Consider the following 22,394-nt stretch of genomic DNA (forward strand, 5'->3'; position numbering starts at 1 on the left):
GATGGGGCTATAATGGCCCCATCGTTACGTATCTGGTGTGTAAAACTATGTCAACATCGACTTCCAAATCCTGGCTCAAGCCTGTCCTGATCGCCGTGCTGGTGGCGGGCGTGGCGGCGGCAGGCTATCTGTCGCTGAACAACAAGCAAAGCGCACCGGACGTGACCTTCCACGCCATCGACGGCGAAAAGATCTCGTCAAGCAGCCTGCGCGGCAAGGTGGTGATGGTCAATTTCTGGGCCACTTCCTGCACCACCTGCGTGGCGGAAATGCCGGAAATGGTCGAGACCTACAATAAATACAAGGCGCAAGGCCTGGAGTTTGTCGCGGTCGCCATGCAATACGACCCGGCCAACTACGTGCTGAACTTTGCCCAGACGCGCCAGCTGCCGTTCAAGGTGGCGCTCGACGTGACGGGCGAGGCCGCCAAGGCCTATGGCGACGTGGCGATGACGCCGACCACCTTCGTGCTCGACAAGCAGGGCAAGATCCTCAAGCGCTACGTGGGCAAACCCGAGTTTGCCGAACTGCACAAGCTGCTGGAAACGGCCATCGCGGGATAAATACCCGCACACAACACATAACGTTGTTGCAAATGATTGCCTGGTTGATATAACCTTCCATTTCGTGAATCCCGTTCACCTTGTGAAGGCCAGCCGTGTCTCCTGACGCCCCATCGCTTGACCCGCAACAACTGAAAGCCTGGCTGCTCGCGGCCGGCAACAAAGACGCCAAGGCGTTCCGTCAACTCTATCACGCCACATCATCGAAACTGTTTGGCTTCGCGCTGCGTATATTGCATAAGCAAGAGCTCGCTGAAGAAGCCTTGCAAGAGGGTTTCGTCGCCATCTGGAACAACGCCGCCACGTATCAAAGCCACTTGGCGGCGCCGATGACCTGGATGGCCACCATCGTGCGCAACAAGGCGTTCGATGTGCTGCGGCGCAGCGACGACACAGTTGAAATCGATGCCGAACAGTTTGATAGCGAAGTCATGAACGCACTACGAGATCCCCAGGCCACGCCGATAGAGTCGCTGCAGATGAGTGGCGACGCCAAGGCGCTGGCGTTTTGCATGTCGGCCCTGGAAGGGCTGCACCGCCAGGTGGTCGCGTTGGCGTATTACCATGACCTGTCGCACAGCGAAGTGGCGCAGCAGATGTCGCTGCCGATCGGCACCGTCAAGACCTGGATACGGCGCAGCCTGGAACGGCTGCGTACCTGCCTGGCAAAACGGGAGGCACCATGAATATCCGCGGCAATGATCCGCTGCGCCAGAAGCTGGCGTCCGAATATGTGCTGGGCACCTTGAAGGGGGGCGCGCGGCGCCGTTTCGAAGGCTGGCTCTACAACGACGCCGACCTGCGCAATATCACGGCCGAATGGCGCCAGCGCCTGGAACCGATGGCCGAGTTCGCCACCCCGGTGGCGCCGCCCAAGCGCGTCTGGCAGCAGATCGAGCAGCGGCTGCACCTGGCGCAGGCGAAGCATGGCGGCTGGGCACTGTGGCGCGAGTCGGTCTCGTTCTGGCGTTCGCTGGGCCTGGCCTCGAGCGCGATTGCCGCGCTGCTGGTGATCGTCATGTCGACGCAATTGATGAACACGCCGCAGATCAGCCATGTGGCGACCCTGATGGACGAGAAATCGCAGACGGCCCTGCTGCTGACGGCCGACAGCCGCCACGACACGCTGGAAGTGCGCATGGTGGGCAATGCCCCGGTGCCGAGTGACAAGGATCTGGAACTGTGGGCCGTGCCGAAAAGTGGCAACCCGCGCTCGCTGGGCCTGCTGGCCGACAAGGGCAGCGTGAAGCTGGCCTTGTCCGACCGCGCGATCGGCACCGATGTGGCCCTGCTGGCAGTGACCCTGGAGCCGCGCGGCGGCTCGCCCGATCCGAATGGACCGACCGGGCCGATCTTGTATAAAGGTAATTGGGTAAGGTTGTAGCCTTATTTCGGATACAGAATCATCTGCGTACAGCGAAACAGGGCCAGGGTCTTGCCGGTTTCCTTGCTCTTGACCACGGCGTCCCACACTTGCGTGTTGCGGCCCTTGTGCTCGACTTTCGCCGTGCAGACGATGGTGCCGTCGCGGGCAGTGCCCAGGTGGTTCGATTTCAGTTCGATGGTGGTGAAGTTGTTCGCGCCTTCGGGCAGGTTGGCGATGCAGCCATAGCCCGAGGCCGTGTCCGCCAGGGTCACCACGCTGCCGGCGTGCAGATAGCCGTTCGGCGCCAGCAAATGCGGCTGCACCGGCAGTTCGGCCGTCACCTGGCCGTCGCCGACCGACGTGATGACGATGCCCAGGTGGCCGGGCAGGCGGCCGATACCGCGCTGGTTCAATACTTCCAAAGTGATCTCGGGATTGCTCATGGTTATCTTTCTTATAGGGTCAGAAACACTATGATGATAGCAACTTTCCCTTGCAACGGTATGTTGTGCCACTGCTTCATAAAGCAAATCAATTGCAACAGACGCTGACAACGATACCGTTTTCTTGCTACCATGCGCCACATGTCCACCCGCCAGCCACCTCGCAAGCCAGCTTATCAAGCGGCGTCCGCCTTCGCGCGCACGCCGTGGCAGCTGTGCGTGGCCCTGTTCAGTGCGCTGGCCCTGGTGTTCCTGCTGTCGACCGCCGCCTCGCATCTGCACAAGACCAGCCTGGACGCGGAAGAATGCGCGCTGTGCGCCACCGCCATCGACAAGGTGGCCGACCTTGCCGTGCCGCCGGCCCTCGTCGAGCCGCCGGAGCAATTGCTGCCGTATCGCTTGCTGGCCCTGCTGCCGGCGCTGCCCGCTCCCATTATCACCCTGCTGTTGCCGCCCGTGCGCGGCCCCCCGTCGACCTCGCTGTAGTTCCCACGCTTTTACTTTTTTTCAGGCTGCCTTGCCGCGTCCACCGGGATCGCGCCATGCCGCCTGGCGTACACTATTTTGAGGTTCACCATGCAACACACTCCACGCCTGAGCGCGCTGTCGCTCGCCATTGCCAGCCTGTTTGCCGTTTCCGCCCATGCCGATGAGGCAGCGCCGCAAGAGATGCAGACCGTCGAAGTCACCTCGGCCCACCTGCGCAGCGCGCGCATCGAGCTGTCGCCGAAAGTGGGCACCACCATCTACAGCATCGACAGCCATATGGTCGACATGCTGGGCCAGGGCGACAACACGCCGTTCAATGAAGTGCTGCTGCGCCTGCCGGGCGTGTCGCAGGACTCGAAAGGCTCGGGCGCCCTGCATGTGCGCGACGACCATGCGAACGTGCAATACCGTATCAATGGCGTGCAACTGCCGGAAAGCATCAGCGGCTTCGGCCAGTCGATCGACACGCGGCTGATCGACAAGACCGATTTCATCACCGGCGCCTTGCCGGCCCAGTTCGGCCTGCGCACGGCCGGCATCGTCGATATCGAAACCAAGGAAGGCGGCATGACGCCCGGCGGACGGATCGGCATCCTGGTGGGCAGCCACAACCATATCGAACCGAGCGCCGAGTTTTTCGGCAGCGTCGGCAAGTTCAATTACTATTTGTCCGGCAGCTACCTGGGCAACTCGCTGGGCGTGGAAAATCCGCAGGACACGCGCAATGCGCTGCACGACAAGACGCGCCAGAACAAATCGTTCGGCAATCTGTCGTATTTCCTTGATGACAATACCCGCCTGGGCGCCATGTTCGGCACTTATAACGGCCGCTTCCAGATCCCGAACAATCCGGACCAGGCGCCCGGTTTCACCCTGGCCGGCCGCAGCGACGCGCAGGCCGGCACCTCGACCCTGCCATCGTCGCAGCTCGATGAAAACCAGCGCGAAGTGAACCGCTTCGTGGTGCTGTCGCTGCAAAAAAGCCTGGGCGACCTCAACTACCAAGTCTCCGCCTTCCACCAGTATTCGCAATTGCACTTCACGCCCGATTCGATTGGCGACCTGATCTACAACGGCGTGGCTTCGGATTCACGCCGTTCGAACAGCGCTTCCGGCGCCCAGTTTGACATCAGCTACAAAGTGCACCAGGACCACACCTTGCGCGCCGGCCTGGCCTACACGCGCCAGAAAACGGCCAGCGACAATACGGTGGGTGTATTCCCGGCCGATGACAACGGACAGACCTCCACCACACCGGTCACCATCGTCGACAACAGCGGCAAGACCGGTACCCTGTCCAGCTTTTACCTGCAGGATGAATGGCATATCAGCAAACCGCTGACCCTGAACTACGGCGCGCGCTTCGACAAGGTTTCGGCCTATACCAGCGAACAGCAATGGAGTCCGCGCGTCAACCTGGCCTACCAGCTGGCGCCAGGCACGGCCTTGCACGCCGGCTACTCGCGCTACTTCACGCCGCCACCGCAGGAACTGGCCGCGCAGGGCAGCATCGACCTGTATGCGAACACGACGAATGCGCCGGAAATCGCCACCTCGGACAACGTCAAGGCCGAGCGTACCCACTATTACGATATCGGCATCAGCCACCAGGTCAACTCGAAACTGACCTTGACGGCCGACGCCTACTACAAGAAGATCAGCAACCTGCTCGACGAAGGCCAGTTCGGCCAGGCGCTGATCCTCACGCCGTTCAACTACGCCGAAGGGTATGCCAAGGGCCTGGAATTGTCAGCCATCTACAGCGAGAAAGACTGGGGCCTGTTCCTGAACGCCAGCACGCAAAAGGCGCAGGGCCGCAATATCAATTCCGGCCAGGCCCTGTTCGGCGCCGATGAAGTGGCCTATATCAAGAACAACTACGTGTTCCTCGACCACGACCAGACCTACACCATGTCCGGTGGCGGCCATTATCACTTCGGCGATTCGCAAGTGAGCGCCGACTTCCTGTACGGCAGCGGCCTGCGCATGACACCGGACGGCGGCGCACCGAATTCCGGCCACCTGCCGCATTACTTCACGGTCAATACCGCGCTGACGCACACCTGGAAAAACACGCCGCTGGGCAAGGTGGAAGGCCGCCTGGCGCTGATCAACCTGTTCGACAAATCGTATCTGCTGCGCGATGGTTCCGGCGTCGGCGTCGGCGCGCCGCAATATGGCGCACGCCGCAGTCTGTACGCTGGCCTATCGACCAGTTTCTAACACCAGACCAAACCTACTGCGCGGCGCGATTTGCGGCCTCCGATGCTCACTACCTCGGCGGCCCCGTGCATTCGCACAGCTCCGCTTCTCAGCCACAACTCGCTGCCGCTCGCTACGGTTTTGTCCGGCGTTATGTTCTAAAGAGTTACGTGCGAAGACAGCGGCCGGGAGCAACGCCTGCCGCTGTCGGTTGCCGTGGCTTCAGCCCCAGATGATCGGCTGCTGGCCGTTTTCCTGCAAATAGGCATTGGCCTGGCTGAACGGCTTGCTGCCGAAAAAACCCCGGTGCGCGGACAGCGGCGACGGGTGCGGCGAAGTCAATACCTTGTGCTTGCCTTCGTCGATCAGCGCGCGCTTGGCGATCGCATACGCTCCCCACAAAATGAAGACGACGCCTTCGCGCTCCTGCGACAGATGGCGGATCGCGCTGTCGGTCAGCTTTTCCCAGCCCTTGCCCGCGTGCGAACCGGCCGCGCCCGAGCGCACCGTCAACACGCTGTTGAGCAAAAACACGCCTTGCCCGGCCCAGTCGGTCAAGTCCGTGCTGGTGCGCGCGACGCCGATATCGCTTTTCAATTCCTTGAAGATATTTTGCAAGCTGGGCTGAGAGCGGGTGCCCTCGGGAATCGAAAAGCACAAGCCCATGGCCGCGCCCGGCGTGTGATACGGGTCCTGTCCCAGGATCACCACCTTGACCTGCTCGAACGGCGCCAGGTCGAATGCCCGGAAGATCGCTTTACCGGCCGGGAAGCACGGTCCCGCCGCATATTCTTCCTTGACGAACGCCGCCAGAGTGGCCCACCAGGGCTGCTCGAATTCGGCCTGCAGCCGCTGCTTCCAGGATTCCTCGATACGTACTTCCATGCTTTACCTCATTAATATGTTGAAGAACATCATGGGCAAAGTATAACGGCGGCAAGACCGGGCGGCGTTACCGTTGCCAATGGCAACACTTACTTTTCGTCATAGTGATAGCGGCAGGCAGCGACATAGATGCAGCCACCATCGGGCAAATACACCAGCCGATGCTGACGGTCGATGCGGCGCGACCAGAAGCCGGTCAGGTCGCCTTTCAAGGGTTCCGGTTTGCCGATGCCCTTGAACGGATCGGCCAGGCAGCCATCGATCAGTTCATTGATGCGCTGGACGATTTTCGGATCGGCGCCTTGCCAGTACAGATAATCTTCCCAGCCATGATCGGACCAGGCCAGTACGGCATTGCCGCCTTGCTGCTTGTTCTCAGCCTTCTTGTTTTTCATGGCGCAGCAATTCACGGGCCTTGGCTTTGCCAGCCTTGATCTGCGCCACCGACGCCATCAGGCGGCTGGCGTTCTTGGCAGTCCCCAGCAGGTACAACGTTTCTTCCATGCTGTTGTAGTCGGCCAGGGACAACATCACCACATGCTCGCCATTGACCCGCGTGATCACGGTCGGCTGATGGTCATTGCAAACGTCGTCCATCACGCTTTTCAAGCCCGCGCGCGCTTCGCTGAAAGTGAGAATATTCATGTTGAATCGTTGCCTCCGTGGTTATGCCTGAGCGACAATCGCCCATCACTCTTGAAATAATTGTACAGGATCTTGTACTTTACTTCAAAGAGGCGTAAAAAAGCCGCCCGGCTTGCGCGGGGCGGCTCGATCTGGTTGTTGCCGGTGCTTAGTTATTCAGCGCCGACTCCACCCCAGCCATATGCGCCTGCTCATCCGCGTGGTACGAGCTGCGCACCATGGCGCCGATGGCGGCGTGGGTGAAGCCCATCTTGTAGGCTTCTTCTTCGAACATCTTGAACACGTCCGGGTGCACGTAGCGGCGTACCGGCAGGTGGCTGTTCGATGGCGCCAGGTATTGGCCGATGGTCAGCATGTCGATGTCGTGCTCGCGCATGTCGCGCATGACTTGCAGGATTTCCTCGTCCGTCTCGCCCAGGCCGACCATGATGCCGGACTTGGTTTTCACGTCCGGGTACATGGCCTTGAAGTCCTTCAGCAGTTTCAAGGAGTGCATGTAGTCCGAACCGGGGCGCGCTTCCTTGTACAGGCGCGGCGCGGTTTCCAGATTGTGGTTCATCACGTCCGGCAAGCCATCCTTGAACAGGTTCAGGGCTTTTTCCAGGCGGCCGCGGAAGTCGGGCACCAGTACTTCGATGCGGGTGTTGGGCGACAGGGCGCGCGTTTGCTGGATGCACTCGACGAAGTGGCCGGCGCCGCCGTCGCGCAGGTCGTCGCGGTCGACCGAGGTGATCACGACGTAGTTCAGGCGCAGCTTGGCGATGGTTTTCGACAGGTTGGCCGGCTCTTCCTTGTCCAGCGGATCAGGGCGGCCGTGGCCGACGTCGCAGAACGGGCAGCGGCGCGTGCACTTGTCGCCCATGATCATGAAGGTGGCGGTGCCCTTGCCGAAGCATTCGCCGATATTCGGGCAGCTGGCTTCTTCGCACACGGTCACCAGCTTGTTTTCGCGCAGGATGTCCTTGATTTCATAGAAGCGGGTCGAGGCGGAAGCGGCCTTGACGCGGATCCAGTCCGGCTTTTTCAGGCGCTCGACTTGCTCGATCGGAATGATCTTGATCGGGATGCGCGAGGTCTTGCTGGCGCCTTTTTGCTTTTCGCTCGGGTTGTAGACGGGAGCGGCGGTGGCTACGGGGGCGGTGCTGGAAATGGTCTCAGAAGTCATGGCTGCGAGCCCTTGGGGGGCATGTTGGTTTGTTTGCTCAGGCATCCGCTGCCTGAGGCGCGCCTGCGGCGCTCTGCTGTACATCGAGTAATTCGGTCAGTTCACGGGCCAGCGCGTGCTGCACGCCGGCCAGCGGGGCGTCCACGCCCATGCTGCGCATGTCGACCGTTTTCAGCCCGGAATAGCCGCAAGGGTTAATCCAGGAAAACGGCGCCAGGTCCATCGCCACATTGAGCGACACGCCATGGTAGGTGCAGCCGTTGCCGCGCACTTTCAAGCCCAGCGCAGCGATCTTCGCACCCTTGTCGGGTCCACCGGCGATATAGATGCCGGGCGCGCCATCGATGCGCTCGCCTGCAAGATTATACGCCGCCAGCACATTGATGATGGCCTGCTCGATTTTATGCACGAACTGGCGCGCATACAGCTTGCCGCCCGGCTTGTTGCGGCGCAGGTCCATCAGCAAATAAATCACCACCTGGCCGGGGCCGTGGAAAGTCACTTCGCCGCCGCGGTCGGTCTGCACCACCGGAATCGCCTCGGCGCCGGCCAGCAAATGGCCACGGTCGGCCGCCAGGCCCAATGTAAATACGGGCGGGTGCTCGACGATCCACAGTTCGTCGCGCGTTTCCGTCGTGCGCGCGTCGGTGAACGCGCGCATGGCGGCAAAGGTCGGCTCGTAATCGACGCGGCCCAGCTCGCGGATCAGGGCCGCTTCGGTTCGGGTGGTGGTCATGACAGATTCTGTGGTCGGCTGCCGGCGCGGGTGGACGCTGCGGCGAAGCCGTGATTATACCGCCACCGGGGGGCGAGGGCGGGCCATGGCTCAGATCTGCAACAACAACTGCGCCAATTGCGGCGCCGCCAGCCGGATCTGCGCGCCGCTCAGGGCCGTGTAGCCGACCAGCACGGCCGGCGGCAAACGCGCCTGCTGGCAAAATTCGCCCAGCCCCTGCAGCGCCAGCCCTGCCTGCGCGGCGCGCGCGCAGAAGGCCGCTTCATCGCTGCCGGGCTGCAGCCACAGCACGAAATGAAAACCGGCTTGCTGGCCGGAGATGCTGTAGCGGCCGGGCGCCAGTTGTTCCAGGCAGGCCAGCAGCACGTCGCGCCGCTCCTTGTAGGCCAGGCGCGCCTGGCGCAGATGGCGCACGAAGGCGCTTTCCTCCATCCAGGCGGCCAGCGCCAGCTGGTCGGTCATGCCCACCGAGCGGCCCGTCAGCTGCAAGGTGCGCAGCAGCAGCGGACGCAAGCCGGGCGGCAGCACCATGAAACCCAGGCGCAGCCCGGCGAACAGGGTCTTGTTGAAGCTGCCGCAATAGATCACGCGCTGGTACTGGTCCAGCGATTTGAGGGCCGCCAGCGGCGCGCTGTGGTAATTGAATTCGCTGTCGTAGTCGTCTTCCACCACCCAGGCGCCATGATTGCTGGCCCAGTCGAGCAGCGCCAGGCGGCGCGTGACGGACATGGTCACGCCCAGCGGCGACTGGTGTGCCGGCGTGACATATACCAGGCTGGCGTCGGCATGCGCCTGCAGGGCGGCGCAATCGATGCCTTCGGCGTCGACGGCAATATCGACGGGAGCGGCGCCGGCCAGGGTGAACAGGGTGCGCGCGGCCGGGTAGCCGGGGTCTTCCAGGCAGACCTTGTCGCCCGGACGCACGGTGGCGCGCGCGATCAGGTCGAGCGCATGGCGGATGCCGGTGGTGATCACGATATCCTGCGGGTCGCAGCGGATGCCGCGGTACTTGGCCAGGTAGTCGGCCAGTTGCCGGCGCAACTCGGGCGCGCCGGCCGGGTCGGCGCTGCACAGTTGACCCGGCGTGGCGGCGGCCAGCGCCCTGGCCGCGCAGCGCGACCAGGAGGCGGTCGAAAACAGGGCCGCGTCGGCGCGCCGGGCCACGAAGGGCAGGCCGTCCCGCACGCCGGTGTCCAGCGCGGGCGCAGGGGCGACGGCTTGAGTGCCGGGCAGATCGAAGCCCGCCATCAGGAAGCGTTCCGGCACCACCGCGCACACGCGCGTGCCGGAACCGGGCACGCGCGTCACATAGGCTTCCGCATGCAGGCGGTCGAACACGGTTTCGATGGTGCCGCGCGACAGTTCCCAGCACGCGGCCAGGACCCGGCTGGACGGCAGGCGGCTGCCGGCCGGCAAGACCTTGCCGAGGATGGCTGCGCGCAGCGCTTCATACGCGCCATCCTGCTTGCTGATGCCCGGATTGTCGAGCCAGCTGGTAGGGCGTGGCAACTCCAGGGCTAGCGGTAATTTTCCTCGCGGCATAGGTAACTGTCCAAGTGGTCCAATGATTTTTCGTGTTAATGGCTCTTCGCATTACACCACAACCATTTTACTCTCACCGTTCTGGTGCGCCAGCCTTGGCGCATCACTTTTTTGTATTGTGGACAACATGAAAAAACCGCCGCCGCCCTGGGCCTGGAGCGCCATCCTGCTGCTGCTGGTCTGCCTGCCGCGCCTGAGCATCGATTTGTACCTGCCGTCGCTGCCGGCGATGGCCGATGCGCTGCACGCCAGTGATGGACAATTGCAACTGACCCTGAGCGTGTTCATGGCCGGCTCGGCCGCCTCGATGCTGGTCTGCGGGCCGCTGGCCGACCGCTACGGACGCCGTCCGGTGCTGCTGGCCGGCACGCTGATCTACGTGCTGGCCAGCCTGGTGTGCGCCTGCGCCGGCAATGCGCCGGTGCTGATTTGTGCGCGCCTGCTGCAGGCCTTTGGCGGCTGCAGCGGCACCATGCTGGGTCGGGTGATGGTGCGCGACCGCTTTGATCGCGCCACGCAGGCGCGCCTGCTGGGCCGCATCTCGATGGGCATGGGCCTGTCGCCCATCGTCGCGCCGCTGGCCGGCAGCGTGCTCGATGCGGCCTTCGGCTGGCGCGCCGTGTTTGGCGTGCTGTGCGCGCTGGGCTTGCTGTCGCTGTGGATGACCTTGTGGTACGTGCCGGAAACCCGGCCGGCCAGGGTGGAATCGAAGGAAAGCGTGCTGGCGCTATACCGCCGCCTGCTGGGCGACGCCTACTTTCTGCGCTATGCGCTGGCGATCGGTTTTGTGTATTGCACTTATTTTCCGTTTATCGCGGAATCGTCGGTGCTGCTGCAAAGGGGCATGCATTTGTCCCCTGGCGCCTATGCGCTGGTGTTTGCGCTGACGGTCAGCGGCTACATGCTGGGGTCGACGCTGTTTCAGCGCTGGGGAGCGCAACAGGGAGCGGACCGCATGCTGGGCCTGGCCGCCGGGCTGAACCTGGCGGGCGCGGCCAGCCTGCTGGCGGCCGGCAGCCTGGCGCCGCAGCACCTGGCCTCGCTGGTGGCGCCGATGCTGCTGGTGATGGTGTCGGTCGGCATGGCGATTCCGGCCTGCCAGCTGGCGGTGCTGCAGCCGTATGGCGCGCAGGCGGGCAGCGCCACCGGCCTGTTCTTTTTTATCCAGATGGTGATCACGGCCGCCTGCGGCGCGCTGGTCGCGGCCATCTCGGACGGCAGCGCGCGGCCTATGGTGTGGGTCACGGCCGGCGCCAGCGCCGCGTTTGTGCTGGTCGTATCAACCACCAGGCGCCGCGCGGCGGCACATACCGCAGTTACATCACGATCTTGACCATCGGGTGCGCCGACAGCGCGTTGTACAGGGCGTCGAGCTGTTCGCGGCTGACGGCGCGCACGGTCACGGTCAGGCCCGTGTAATTGCCCTTGCCCGACGGACGCACTTCCAGCCGGCCTTCGTGGAAGGTCGGATCATGGCTGATCACCAGCGCGGTGATGGTGGGCGCGAAATCGACATGCGTCGGGCCCATGATCTTGATGGGGAAGTCGCTCGGATACTCGATCAGCGATTCGCTGGGAGGGATGGTTTGCATGGTGGTTCCAATCAGAAGCGGTCAGGGCGGACGTGTCGCGCCCGCATAAGCCTGTATTGTAGCGAAATTCGACAGCGGGCGAAGCGGCCGCCGGCGGCGCGCCGGACGGGCAAAAAAAAGCCAGCTGGGTAAGCTGGCCAAAACTATTTCGTTTGCACAAACAAAATAGCCGGAAAAATCGGTGCTGTCTTGCCGCAAGGCATTGCGCCGTGCTGCAATGACGCTACTGTAGACAAAACACCGACGCTTTACTTCCGGCATGTGACGAACTGCCAGTTTGGCGGCATGAAGCGCCTGAATCGCCGCCAGACGGTAACGCTCAGCGCTCCGCTTCCTGGATGCGGCCATTGTTTCTGCCCTGGCTGGGGCGTTCACGCGCAGGATTTCCGCGCTCGCCGCCACGCTCACCGCCGCGCTCGACACGCGGTTCGGCGGCGGGCCGCGGCGCGGGCATGGCGGGTGGTGGCGCCGCAGGCCGTGGCGCGGCCACCGGCGCAGCGGCGGCGGCCGGTTGCGGCGGTGGCCGGTTGCCACGGTCGCCACGGTCCACGCGTTCGGTGCGGTCCGGGCGTTCGATACGCTCCGGACGGTCGCCGCGTGGCCGCTCTTCGCCGCGCCAGGCCGGACGGCCCGGCTGGGCGATCGCATCCTGTACCGGCGGCAAGGCGGGTGCGGCGGGCATGGCGGGCGCCGGTGGGGCGGCCGGTGTCGCCGGCATGGCCGGTACGGCCGGGCGCCTTGGTTCGCGCACCGGCATGGCGCCGTCCTCCGTCTGCAAGCGTCCGGGCCGGTTATTCCAGTCGCGGCGCGGAAAATCGGGACGGTTCGTTTCGCGCGGCGGACGCTGTCCGCCGGCGCCGGGACCAGGCTCGGGCGCCGTACTCAGGGGCACATTGTGGATTTGCGGCGGCGGCATCGTCACGCCGTCGCGGCGACCTGGATTGCGGTCACGGTCCCGGTCGCGGTCCATCGGGGTGGGACGGCGGCCATCGGGAAGACGGTGCACGCGGTCGCCCGGCACATAACGGTCGCGCGGCGACAAGGGAAACCAGCCCATGCCGGGACCCGCCCCCGCGCCCGGGCGCGGTCCATGCTGCAGGCCCGGCCGTGGACCGTGATCGCCGCTGGCCCAGCCCACCAATGCCGGCGCCCAGGCGTTGCGGGTCCGTTCGCGGCCCGGCGCCCAGCCCCAGCGCTGGCCGACCTGCACCCAGCGGCCATAGTGCGACGGCGCATAGCCCCACGGCGCATTGTCGATCCAGGTCCAGCCCCACGGCGCGATCCAGCTCCAGCGTCCATCGCTGTAGGGCGCCCAGCCGACGGGCACGGCGCGCGGCAGCCACAAGGGGCCGTATTCGGCGCTTTCCTGCCATGCGCCATGGCGGTCCAGCTCTTCATAGCCGGTCACGTCTTCGGTGACATAGCGCAGCGCCGGCGAGGCGGACACCACCGTTTCGGGCCAGCTGTCAAAGGCGATGCGCTGCAACGGCCCGGTGCGCAATTCCTCGTCCGTCAATTCGGCACGCTTGCCGGCGCGTAGCATCACGCTGGCCGTGCTGCCGTCGACGTCGGCCGCGCCTTCGAGCACGCTGACGACGCTGGTGCCGGGCGGACGTTCGGCGTCTATCCGCACCCAGCCTGGCTGCGTCAGCACCACGCGCGCCTGGGCGGTGGTGATTTCCAGGCCGCGCAGGGCGTCCGGATTGCGTACCCGCACGCTGGCGCTGCCGTAACCGAGGTGCAATTTGAAACTGTCGTCATCGAGCTGCGTCACTTCCAGCTCGGAATCGCCGTCCAGGCGCACGGCGGCGCCGCCCACGCGAAACTCGGCCAGCGCATTGCGCCTGGTGGTGATCAGGTTATCGGTGCTGACCGGCCAGTTCAGCAGGGCGTCCTGCGGCGCGCCATCGCCGGCGCGCACCAGCACCTGCCCTTCGACCGTGGAAATGCGCCCGACGCGCTCGGGGGAATCGGCCAGCGCCGGCGCGCCTGCAGAGGACAGCACGAGGGCAAATACGGTATTCAGGAAAGTCGGACGCATGATGGCGCTCCAGTCAGGGACAACAATCAAAGGTGGCGTGGATACTGATTACAGCCCGATGCGCGCGGCGCCACAAGCCGGCTTACAAATCATTGCAACTGCTACATCATGATGCATGCGCGCCGCGCTTGACGAAAAACAGCGCCGCGCCGACCGCCATCAGCAGGCCGCCAAAAAAGCGGTTCTGCTTCCTGACCGCCCTGGCGTCGCGAAAAAAGCGCTGCATCGACGAGGCCAGGTAGGCATAGCTGTGCATGACGATCAGGTCGATGGTGCACATGGTCACGGCCAGTATCAGCAGCTGCGGCAGCACCGGCGCGGCGGGACTGATAAATTGCGGCAGCACCGCCACCATGAAGATGATGCCCTTGGGATTGGTCACATTGGTCAGGAAACCGGTCAGCACGCGCCGGCCCATGCCCGGCAGCACGGCGGCCGCATGCAGGTCGCCGGCCACCGCGATCTTCGCGCGCCACTGCGACAGCCCCAGCCAGATCAGGTACAGGGCGCCGACGGTTTTCACGATATTGAAAGCCACTTCCGAGGCCAGCAGCAGGGAACCGACGCCGGCGCCGGCGATGAACAGCACTACCAGCAAGCCCATCTGCAGGCCGAGGATGGTGGCGCTGGTCTTTTTCACGCCGTACGACAGGCCGTGCGACATCGACAGCACGGCGCCGGAACCGGGCGAGACGGCGATGATGGAAGCGGCAAGGACAAAGGCGATCCAGGTGGCAAAGCTCATGCGAAATCCAGAAAGGAGAAGAAGACGGCGATTTTACCGCGCCGCGTGCGTCGCTGCCGGCCGGGCTGGGTTAAGATCATGCCACCTCCTTTCTTGCATCTCAACCAATAAGAACATGATGAACATTCCCCTTATTTTATTGTCGCCATTCGCTTCCACCACCCTGGGAGGCGATTGAAATGGCCGGCTCCAGCCTGTTTGCCCTGCTCGACGATATCGCCAGCATCCTCGACGATGTTTCCCTGATGACCAAGGTGGCCGCCAAAAAAACGGCCGGCGTGCTGGGCGACGACCTGGCCCTGAACGCGCAGCAAGTGTCGGGCGTGCGCGCCGAACGCGAATTGCCGGTGGTGTGGGCGGTGGCGGTCGGCTCGCTGAAAAACAAGGCCATCCTGGTGCCGGCCGCGCTGGCCATCAGCGCGTTTGCGCCGTGGGCCATCACGCCGCTGCTGATGGTGGGCGGCGCCTACCTGTGCTTCGAAGGCTTTGAAAAGATCGCCCACCCGTACTTGCACCCGGACGACAGCCACAAGGCCGAGCTGGCCGAGGCGCTGCGCGACCCGAACGTGGACCTGGTGGCGCTGGAAAAAGACAAGATCAAGGGCGCCGTGCGCACCGATTTCATCCTGTCGGCCGAAATCATCGTGATCGCGCTCGGCACGGTGGCCACCGCCACCTTTGCCGAGCAGGTGGCGGTGGTGGTCGGCATCGCCCTGATCATGACGGTCGGCGTGTATGGCCTGGTGGCCGGCATCGTCAAGCTCGACGACGCCGGCTTCTGGCTGGCCGCGCGCAAGGGCGCCGGCGCGCTGATGGATGGCGTGCGCGCCTTTGGCCGCATGCTGGTGGCGGCCGCCCCCAAGCTGATGAAATTTTTATCGGTGGTCGGCACCCTGGCCATGTTCATGGTCGGCGGCGGCATCCTGACGCACGGCTGGCCGTGGGCCAGCAACCTGCTGCACCAGATGGAACATGCGGTGGCCGGCGTGGCGGTGGCCGGCGGCGTGCTGGCGGCCATCCTGCCCAGCGTGGTCAACGCCATCGTCGGCGTGATCGCCGGTGGCCTGGTGCTGGCGGTGGTCAGCGGCGTCCAGGCTTTGTTGCGCATGGTCAAGCCCGCCAAATGAACTTTCTGGTCTGATCAGGTGGCAGCCGCAAGCGTGGCTGCCTTCCGCATCCCTTTTAACCACCTCAGGAGCCTAGCATGCCGCAACCAACCTTCCAACGTCCGAGCAGCGCCTTTGTCGGCGCCTCGTGGGCCGCGCTGCTGATCGGCGCCGTCACCTATCTGGCGGGCCTGTGGAACGCCGGCATGGCACTCAATGAAAAAGGCTATTACTTCACCCTGCTGATGTATGGCCTGTTCGCCGCCATTTCCCTGCAAAAATCCGTGCGCGACCGCAGTGAGGGCATCGCCGTCACCGGCATCTATTTCGGCCTGTGCTGGATCTCGGTGCTGCTGGCCTTGCTGCTGCTGACGGTGGGCCTGTTCAACGCCACCATGCAGAACAGCGAAAAAGGCTTTTATGCCATGTCATTCCTGCTGAGCCTGTTTGCGGCGGTGGCGGTGCAAAAAAACGTGCGCGATGTCGCGCAAACGGCCAGCGCCACGCCTGACGAGTCCGCCAGTGCGCCGCCCCCCTGAACCGGCCGGGAACTAAAATCCGCTTTGCCCCTCTATCTGTTTTTATGAGGGGACGGCGTGATGGGGGACCAGCAAAAACGTTTGCAAATGGCACTGGATGCGGCGCACATGGCGATCTGGGATTCGCACATCGTCGGCGGCCAGGTGATCGACGGCACGGTGACCTGGTCGGCGCGGGGCGCGGCGCTGCTGGGGGTCGCTGAACGGCCGCTGACGCAGTCCTTCCGCGATTTTCTCGCCTGCGTGCATGCCGATGACCGCGACCACGTGGTGCAGGTGCTGCAGGACGGCGTGCAGCGGCATGGCGCCTACGCGCTGCAGTACCGCGTGGTGTGGCCAGACGGCAGCGAACGCTGGCTGGCGGCACGGGCCCACGCCTTCATGGACGCCAGCGGCCAGCCCGAACGCACCCTGGGCATCATCTGGGACATCACCGAACACACGCAGCAGGAAATCATGATCGCCGAACGCAAGGAACTGGCGGAAGTCACGCTCAGTTCCATCGGCGACGCGGTGATGACCACCGACCCGCAGGGCAAGACGCGCTACCTGAACCGCATGGCCGAGCAATTGACGGGCTGGACCACCCAGCTGGCGCTGGGGCGCGATATCTGGGACACCATGCCGCTGGCCGACGAGCACACCGGCGCGCCGCTCGAGCACGTCGCCGTCAAATGCCTGCACCAGCGCCAGGCCATCGCCACCTCGGCGCATACCAACCTGGTCACGCGCGACGGGCGCCAGATCGCCATCGAGGATTGCGCCGCGCCGATCTGGTCGCGCGACGGCGAGATCCTCGGCGCGGTGGTGGTGTTTCGCGACGTCAGCCATGAACGCAAGCTGAGCCAGCAACTGTCGTGGCAAGCCACGCACGACCACCTGACCGGCCTGATCAACCGGCGCCATTTCGAACAGCTGGTGGCCGGCGCCCTGCACACGTCCAAGGAGCAGGGCCATGTGCACGCGCTGCTGTACCTGGACCTGGACCAGTTCAAGGTCATCAACGATACCTGCGGCCACAGCGCCGGCGACGTGCTGCTGCAGCTGCTGGCCAAGCTGCTGCAATCGCAGATGCGCGACAGCGACATCCTGGCGCGCCTGGGCGGTGACGAACTGGGCGTGCTGCTGCCGCACTGCCCGATGGAACATGCGCGCCAGATCGGCGAACAATTGCGCCAGTCGATCCGCGATTTCCATTTCGCCTGGGATGGCCGCAATTATGAGCTGGGCGTGAGCATCGGCATGGTGGAAGTCAACCAGGACAGCAAGTCGCTGAGCGAACTGCTGATCGCCGCCGACCAGGCCTGCTACCTGGCCAAGGAACAGGGCCGCAACCGCATCCACGTGTACCAGGAAGCCGACGTGATGCTGGCCCAGCGCCATGGCGAAATGCTGTGGATTTCGCGCCTGAACGAAGCGTTCGAGCAGCAATATTTCCGCCTCTACGCGATGCCCATCGTGCACCTGCGCGAGGGCCAGGAAAGCCACGACGAGGTGCTGCTGCGCATCCGCAACAGCAAGGGCGACCTGATATTACCCGGCGCCTTTATCCCGGCCGCCGAGCGCTATGACATGATGATCTCGATCGACCGCTGGGTGATCCGCGCCGTCTGCGCCCATATCCAGAGCATCCGCGACAGCCTGGCGCCGGTCGAGGCGCTGGTGGAAGAACGCCGCCGCGCACCGGCCCTGTATTCGATCAACCTGTCGGGCATGTCGCTGGCCGACACCGGCTTGCAGCATTATATTACCGAGCAATTCGTGCAATACGCCATCGCGCCCGAGCAGATCTGCTTTGAAATCACCGAAACGGCGGTCATCGCCAACCTGCCCAAGGCGCAGGTCTTCATGCGCAAGCTCAAGGCGCTGGGATGCCGCTTCTCGCTGGACGACTTCGGCGCCGGCTTTTCCTCGTTCGGCTACCTGAAAGCCTTGCCGGTCGACTACCTGAAGATCGACGGCGTGTTCGTGCGCGATATCGCCGCCAATGCGATCAACCGCGCGATGGTCAAGGCCATCAATGAAGTGGGCCACGTGATGGGCCTGAAAACCGTGGCCGAATACGTCGAAGACGAAGCGACGCTGGCCGTCATCCGCGAACTGGGCGTCGATTATGCCCAGGGCTACGCGGTGGGCAGCTTGCGCCCGCTGGTGGCCGGCATGGATTGAAGCGCCAGCTACGCCAACTTGCCAAGGCCATGGTCACTATGGCGGTAGCGGCCAAACCTCCTCCTCTGCAAAAATGACTAGCCGTGTCTGCGCGCCGTCAAATTACCCACTCCAATTTTAAGGATTTTGATCTACATCAATAAATTTGCGCTGGCGACTCCTTACACTGATCCACGTTCTTGCAATCCTGCAAGCTTTATTCAATAAACGCGTCCGACTGCCGTTCGACGCACCTGTCCGGGAAGCCGTCATGCGCCAGAATTTGCCAGTTACCAACCGTGAAACCCTCGTGCTGGAAGACCAGGCCATCGTCTCGAAAACGGACATGAACGGCAACATCGTGTATGTGAACCCGTATTTCAGCCAGGTCAGCGGCTTTACCGAAGCCGAATTGATCGGTTCGCCGCAGAACATCGTGCGCCACCCGGACATGCCAGCCGAGGCGTTTGCCGACATGTGGGCCTCGCTGCAGGCCGGCACGCCGTGGACCGGGCTGGTGAAAAACCGCTGCAAGAACGGCGACTACTACTGGGTGCGCGCGAATGTCACGCCGATCCGCGAGGCCGGCCAGACCATCGGCTACATGTCGGTGCGCGTCAAAGCCGACAAGGATCAGGTCAAGGTGGCCGAGGAAGCCTATCATGCCATCCGCAACCAGGAGGGCGGGCGCATCGTCATCAAGCACGGCCAGATCGTGCGCCCGGGCCTGGCCCACGTGCTGCACAAGCTGACCCATATGTCGCTCAACCTGCGCATCTGGATGGCGACGAGCGCCGTCAACTGCCTGCAGTTGCTGGTGTGCGCCATCACCCTGTTTGCGGCGGGCGGCGCGGCGACCAACTACGGCATCTTCGGCGCCACCCTGGTCGGCTTCCTGATCAACGTCTTCCTCTGGTACACCCTGCGCACCTCGGTGCTGCAGCCCCTGAACAAGGCGCTGAACGGCGCGCGGGCGATTGCCGCCGGCGACCTGTCGGGCAGCTTCGAGACCGACAGCACCGACGAAGTGGGCCAGCTGCTGCGCGCGCTGCAACAGATGAACAGCAACCTGATCGCCACCATCCGCGACGTGCGCATCAATGTGGAAACAATGGCCGTGGCGACCAAGCAGATTGCGGCCGGCAATATGGACCTGTCGGGCCGCACCGAATCGCAGGCCGCCAGCCTGGAAGAGACGGCGTCGAGCATCGAGGAATTCTCGTCGACCGTCAAGCAGAACGCCGACAACTCGATACAGGCCAGCGACCTGGCCGTGGCCGCCTCGAAGGTGGCGGTGCAGGGCGGCGAGATCGTCGCCGACGTGATCACCACCATGGATGACATCAACGCCTCGTCGAAGAAGATCGTCGACATCATCGGCCTGATCGAAGGCATCGCCTTCCAGACCAATATCCTGGCCCTGAACGCGGCCGTGGAAGCGGCGCGCGCCGGTGAACAGGGCCGCGGCTTTGCGGTGGTGGCTGGCGAAGTGCGCAACCTGGCGCAGCGCTCGTCGGTGGCGGCCAAGGACATCAAGCAGCTGATCGATATTTCCGTCAGCAAGGTCGGCGCCGGCATGGTGCAGGTCAACCGCGCTGGCACCACCATGGAACAGGTGGTCAGCTCGGTGCAGCAGGTGACGGCCATCATGCAGGAAATCTCGATCGCCTCGCGCGAGCAAAGCATCGGCGTCGACCAGGTCAACACCGCGATTGCCCACATGGACCAGGTGACGCAGCAGAACGCGGCGCTGGTCGAGGAAGCTGCCGCGGCCGCCACGCGCCTGTCGGAAGAAGCGGCCAGCCTGTCGCAGGCCGTCAGCCTGTTCAATTTCGGCAAGATGCCGCCAGCGCGCCGGGTCACCCTGAGCGGCAAGGGCCGCGGCGGCGCCGCCAACGCCGGCAAGAACGCCGGCCTGAAACGCCTGGCCGCCTGAACTTTACAAGAATCGATCCATCATGACCACATTACTCAGCAATGCTTCCGGCGAACTCGACGCCGTCGTCGAATTCGATCCTGTCATTATCGGCAAGATGAGCCAGTCCGGCCCGCGCTACACCTCCTACCCGACCGCCGACCGTTTTACGGCCGATTTTGGCTACGGCAACTTCCTCGAAGCGGTAGCCGCGCTGCGCATGCGCGGCGGGCGCCGGCCGCTGTCGCTGTATGTGCACGTGCCGTTCTGCGACACCCTGTGCTACTACTGCGCCTGCAACAAGATCATCACCAAGGACCGCAGCAAGGCGGCCACCTACCTCAGCTACCTGAAGCAGGAAATCGCCATGCAGGCCAAGCTGTTTGCCGGCATCAACCAGATCGAACAGCTGCACTTCGGCGGCGGCACGCCGACTTACTTGAGCGAAAAGCAGATGGACGAGCTGATGGCCCACCTGCGCCAGCACTTCGACTTCGCGCCCGACGCCGATGGCGAATACTCGATCGAAATCGATCCGCGCACGGTCTCGCGCGAACGCGTGTTTTCGCTGCGGGCGCAGGGCTTCAACCGCATCAGCCTGGGCGTGCAGGACTTCGACGCCGACGTGCAGAAAGCCGTCAACCGCATCCAGCCGGAAGCGGAAACCGTGGCCGTGATGCAGGCCGCACGCGACGCGGGATTCCGTTCCGTCAGCATCGACCTGATCTACGGCCTGCCCAAGCAAAGCATGGAGACCATGACGGAAACCCTGCGCAAGGTGATCAACGCCAGCCCCGACCGCATCGCCTTGTACCACTACGCGCACATGCCGCACCTGTTCAAGCCGCAGCGCAGGATACTTGACGCCGACATGCCCGACAGCGGCACCAAGCTGGCCATGCTGGGCCTGTGCATCGCACGCCTGACGGCGGCCGGCTACGTGTATATCGGCATGGACCATTTCGCCAAGCCGACCGACGACCTGGCCGTGGCACAGCGGCAAGGCCGCCTGCACCGCAACTTCCAGGGCTATTCGACGCGCGCCGAAGCGGACCTGATCGCCTGTGGCGTTTCGGCCATCAGCTCGGTGGGCGCGGTCTACAGCCAGAATGAAAAAACGCTGGACGCGTATTACGAAAAACTCGACGAAGGCGTGCTGCCGATCGCGCGCGGCATCAAGCTGGAAACGGACGACATGCTGCGCCGTATCATCATCCAGATGCTGATGTGCAATTTCGAACTGTCGATCGCCACCATCGAGCAATCGCACCCGGTGATTTTCCGCAGCTACTTCGCCAGCGAACTGGAAAAATTGCGCGAACTGGCGCGCGACGGCCTGCTGGTCATCGAGGAAGACTGGCTGACGGTGACGCCGAAAGGGCGCTTGTTGATCCGCAATATCTGCATGGTGTTCGACCGCCACCTGGCCGAAGCGCGCGCCAGGGCCGCGCTGGCCCCAGCAGACGCGCCGCAGCCGCTGCGCTACTCGAAAACGGTGTAGCGGCCGCACAATGAATGCCTTCAGCCTCTTGCCGCTGTTTATGGTCGGCCTGGCCGGCAGCGTGCACTGCATCGGCATGTGCGGCGGCATCGTCGGCGCGCTGTCGGTCGGCGTATCGACGCCGGCGCCACGCGCCGTGATCGCCATCCACGCGCAGCGTACGGTATCGGACAGCAATGCGCTGCGCGTGCTGGCTTATAACGGCGGGCGCATAGCCAGCTACATGCTGGCCGGCGCCTTTGCGGGCGGCCTGGCCGGCGCCGGCATGCTGCGCATGGCGTCCTTGCAGGTGGCCGGCTACTGGCTGGCCAACCTGATGCTGGTCGCGCTGGGGCTGTACCTGATGGACGCCTGGCGCGGCCTGGCCAGGCTGGAAGCGGCCGGCAACCTGGTGTGGCGCCGCGTGCGCCCGCTGCTGGCGCCATTGATGCCGATGGACACACCCCTGAAAGCGCTGGCCGTCGGCGGCCTGTGGGGCTGGGTGCCGTGCGGCATGGTCTACAGCGCCTTGCTGACGGCCATGATGGGAGGCTCCGCCGTGCATGGCGCGGCCGCCATGGCCGCCTTCGGCCTGGGCACCCTGCCGACCCTGCTCGGCATGGGCCTGCTGGGCGCGCGCCTGCGCCGGCAACTGCAGCGCCGCCCGGTGCGCATCGCCAGCGGCCTGCTGGTGCTGGGCTTCGGCTTGCTGGGTTTGCTGCGCGCCGCCCATGGCGTCTCGCTGGGCTGGCTCGACGCCCTGTGCGTGGCGCCCCATCCATGAAAAGTCGC

The 22,394-nt window shown here is 64.1% G+C and carries 22 protein-coding genes; 12 read left to right on the forward strand and 10 right to left on the reverse strand.

Features of this window, described 5'->3' with window-relative positions:
• Nucleotides 1-47 precede the first annotated feature (47 nt).
• The 3 genes from ACP7B7_RS24430 to ACP7B7_RS24440 all read left to right on the forward strand — a co-directional run bounded on the left by ACP7B7_RS24430 (nt 48) and on the right by ACP7B7_RS24440 (nt 1,947).
• A complete protein-coding gene (locus tag ACP7B7_RS24430) occupies nt 48-563 on the forward strand; it encodes a peroxiredoxin family protein (protein WP_426078441.1) in 516 nt (171 codons plus the stop codon).
• A gap of 95 nt (nt 564-658) precedes the next feature.
• A complete protein-coding gene (locus tag ACP7B7_RS24435; protein WP_426078443.1) occupies nt 659-1,249 on the forward strand; it encodes a sigma-70 family RNA polymerase sigma factor in 591 nt (196 codons plus the stop codon).
• Nucleotides 1,246-1,947, forward strand: a complete 702-nt coding sequence (locus ACP7B7_RS24440; protein ID WP_426078444.1) for an anti-sigma factor — start codon at nt 1,246-1,248, stop codon at nt 1,945-1,947. The genes ACP7B7_RS24435 and ACP7B7_RS24440 overlap by 4 nt, the downstream gene beginning before the upstream one ends.
• A 2-nt stretch (nt 1,948-1,949) precedes the next feature.
• Here the strand turns inward: ACP7B7_RS24440 and ACP7B7_RS24445 are convergent, their stop codons facing one another.
• The gene (locus ACP7B7_RS24445; RefSeq protein WP_308923131.1) at nt 1,950-2,372 is read right to left on the reverse strand and encodes a PaaI family thioesterase; all 423 of its coding nucleotides are present in this window, start codon (nt 2,370-2,372) and stop codon (nt 1,950-1,952) included.
• Between the two features lie 141 nt (nt 2,373-2,513).
• Between ACP7B7_RS24445 and ACP7B7_RS24450 the strand changes: the two genes are divergently transcribed.
• Together ACP7B7_RS24450 and ACP7B7_RS24455 are read left to right on the forward strand one after the other, a co-directional pair.
• The gene (locus ACP7B7_RS24450; protein ID WP_426078445.1) at nt 2,514-2,858 is read left to right on the forward strand and encodes a hypothetical protein; all 345 of its coding nucleotides are present in this window, start codon (nt 2,514-2,516) and stop codon (nt 2,856-2,858) included.
• A gap of 90 nt (nt 2,859-2,948) precedes the next feature.
• Nucleotides 2,949-5,084, forward strand: a complete 2,136-nt coding sequence (locus ACP7B7_RS24455) for a TonB-dependent receptor (protein ID WP_426078446.1) — start codon at nt 2,949-2,951, stop codon at nt 5,082-5,084.
• A gap of 201 nt (nt 5,085-5,285) precedes the next feature.
• Here ACP7B7_RS24455 and ACP7B7_RS24460 read toward each other — a convergent pair whose 3' ends face one another.
• The 6 genes from ACP7B7_RS24460 to ACP7B7_RS24485 form a co-directional block, all read right to left on the reverse strand.
• On the reverse strand, nt 5,286-5,948 hold the full coding sequence (locus tag ACP7B7_RS24460; protein WP_308923134.1) for a uracil-DNA glycosylase: 663 nt from the start codon (nt 5,946-5,948) through the stop codon (nt 5,286-5,288).
• Nucleotides 5,949-6,037: 89 nt separating this feature from the next.
• Complete coding sequence (locus tag ACP7B7_RS24465) at nt 6,038-6,343, reverse strand: Txe/YoeB family addiction module toxin (protein ID WP_308923135.1); 306 nt, start codon at nt 6,341-6,343, stop codon at nt 6,038-6,040.
• On the reverse strand, nt 6,324-6,593 hold the full coding sequence (locus ACP7B7_RS24470) for a type II toxin-antitoxin system Phd/YefM family antitoxin (protein ID WP_308923136.1): 270 nt from the start codon (nt 6,591-6,593) through the stop codon (nt 6,324-6,326). The genes ACP7B7_RS24465 and ACP7B7_RS24470 overlap by 20 nt, the downstream gene beginning before the upstream one ends.
• Nucleotides 6,594-6,741: 148 nt before the next feature.
• Nucleotides 6,742-7,758, reverse strand: coding sequence for a lipoyl synthase (gene lipA, locus ACP7B7_RS24475; protein WP_308923137.1), 1,017 nt, complete (start codon nt 7,756-7,758; stop codon nt 6,742-6,744).
• A 37-nt stretch (nt 7,759-7,795) separates the two neighbouring features.
• A complete protein-coding gene (lipB, locus tag ACP7B7_RS24480; protein WP_308923138.1) occupies nt 7,796-8,494 on the reverse strand; it encodes a lipoyl(octanoyl) transferase LipB in 699 nt (232 codons plus the stop codon).
• Between the two features lie 90 nt (nt 8,495-8,584).
• Nucleotides 8,585-10,036 (reverse strand): PLP-dependent aminotransferase family protein, encoded by a 1,452-nt coding sequence (locus ACP7B7_RS24485; RefSeq protein WP_426078447.1) that lies wholly within the window; start codon nt 10,034-10,036, stop codon nt 8,585-8,587.
• 127 nt (nt 10,037-10,163) lie between these two features.
• Between ACP7B7_RS24485 and ACP7B7_RS24490 the strand changes: the two genes are divergently transcribed.
• Nucleotides 10,164-11,369 (forward strand): multidrug effflux MFS transporter, encoded by a 1,206-nt coding sequence (locus ACP7B7_RS24490; RefSeq protein WP_308923140.1) that lies wholly within the window; start codon nt 10,164-10,166, stop codon nt 11,367-11,369.
• On the opposite strand, the gene ACP7B7_RS24495 is transcribed toward ACP7B7_RS24490, so the two are convergent.
• From ACP7B7_RS24495 to ACP7B7_RS24505, 3 genes are all read right to left on the reverse strand, one after another.
• Entirely contained in the window at nt 11,353-11,628 is a 276-nt protein-coding gene (locus ACP7B7_RS24495) for a DUF493 family protein (RefSeq protein ID WP_065306217.1), read from the reverse strand. The genes ACP7B7_RS24490 and ACP7B7_RS24495 overlap by 17 nt on opposite strands.
• Before the next feature lie 319 nt (nt 11,629-11,947).
• Entirely contained in the window at nt 11,948-13,669 is a 1,722-nt protein-coding gene (locus tag ACP7B7_RS24500) for a DUF6600 domain-containing protein (RefSeq protein ID WP_308923141.1), read from the reverse strand.
• 106 nt (nt 13,670-13,775) lie between these two features.
• Complete coding sequence (locus tag ACP7B7_RS24505) at nt 13,776-14,414, reverse strand: LysE family transporter (RefSeq protein ID WP_308923142.1); 639 nt, start codon at nt 14,412-14,414, stop codon at nt 13,776-13,778.
• A gap of 179 nt (nt 14,415-14,593) precedes the next feature.
• Between ACP7B7_RS24505 and ACP7B7_RS24510 the strand changes: the two genes are divergently transcribed.
• The 6 genes from ACP7B7_RS24510 to ACP7B7_RS24535 all read left to right on the forward strand — a co-directional run bounded on the left by ACP7B7_RS24510 (nt 14,594) and on the right by ACP7B7_RS24535 (nt 22,386).
• On the forward strand, nt 14,594-15,541 hold the full coding sequence (locus ACP7B7_RS24510; protein WP_426078448.1) for a DUF808 domain-containing protein: 948 nt from the start codon (nt 14,594-14,596) through the stop codon (nt 15,539-15,541).
• Between the two features lie 77 nt (nt 15,542-15,618).
• Nucleotides 15,619-16,059, forward strand: a complete 441-nt coding sequence (yiaA, locus tag ACP7B7_RS24515) for an inner membrane protein YiaA (protein ID WP_426078449.1) — start codon at nt 15,619-15,621, stop codon at nt 16,057-16,059.
• 87 nt (nt 16,060-16,146) lie between these two features.
• Nucleotides 16,147-18,228, forward strand: coding sequence for an EAL domain-containing protein (locus tag ACP7B7_RS24520; protein WP_426078459.1), 2,082 nt, complete (start codon nt 16,147-16,149; stop codon nt 18,226-18,228).
• A 250-nt stretch (nt 18,229-18,478) separates the two neighbouring features.
• A complete protein-coding gene (locus ACP7B7_RS24525) occupies nt 18,479-20,143 on the forward strand; it encodes a methyl-accepting chemotaxis protein (protein ID WP_426078450.1) in 1,665 nt (554 codons plus the stop codon).
• Between the two features lie 22 nt (nt 20,144-20,165).
• A complete protein-coding gene (gene hemN, locus ACP7B7_RS24530; RefSeq protein WP_426078451.1) occupies nt 20,166-21,623 on the forward strand; it encodes an oxygen-independent coproporphyrinogen III oxidase in 1,458 nt (485 codons plus the stop codon).
• Nucleotides 21,624-21,633: 10 nt separating this feature from the next.
• The gene (locus ACP7B7_RS24535; protein ID WP_426078452.1) at nt 21,634-22,386 is read left to right on the forward strand and encodes a sulfite exporter TauE/SafE family protein; all 753 of its coding nucleotides are present in this window, start codon (nt 21,634-21,636) and stop codon (nt 22,384-22,386) included.
• Nucleotides 22,387-22,394 lie beyond the last annotated feature (8 nt).

This window comes from Janthinobacterium sp. PSPC3-1 (assembly GCF_049896105.1).
Classification (GTDB): Bacteria; Pseudomonadota; Gammaproteobacteria; order Burkholderiales; family Burkholderiaceae_D; genus Janthinobacterium.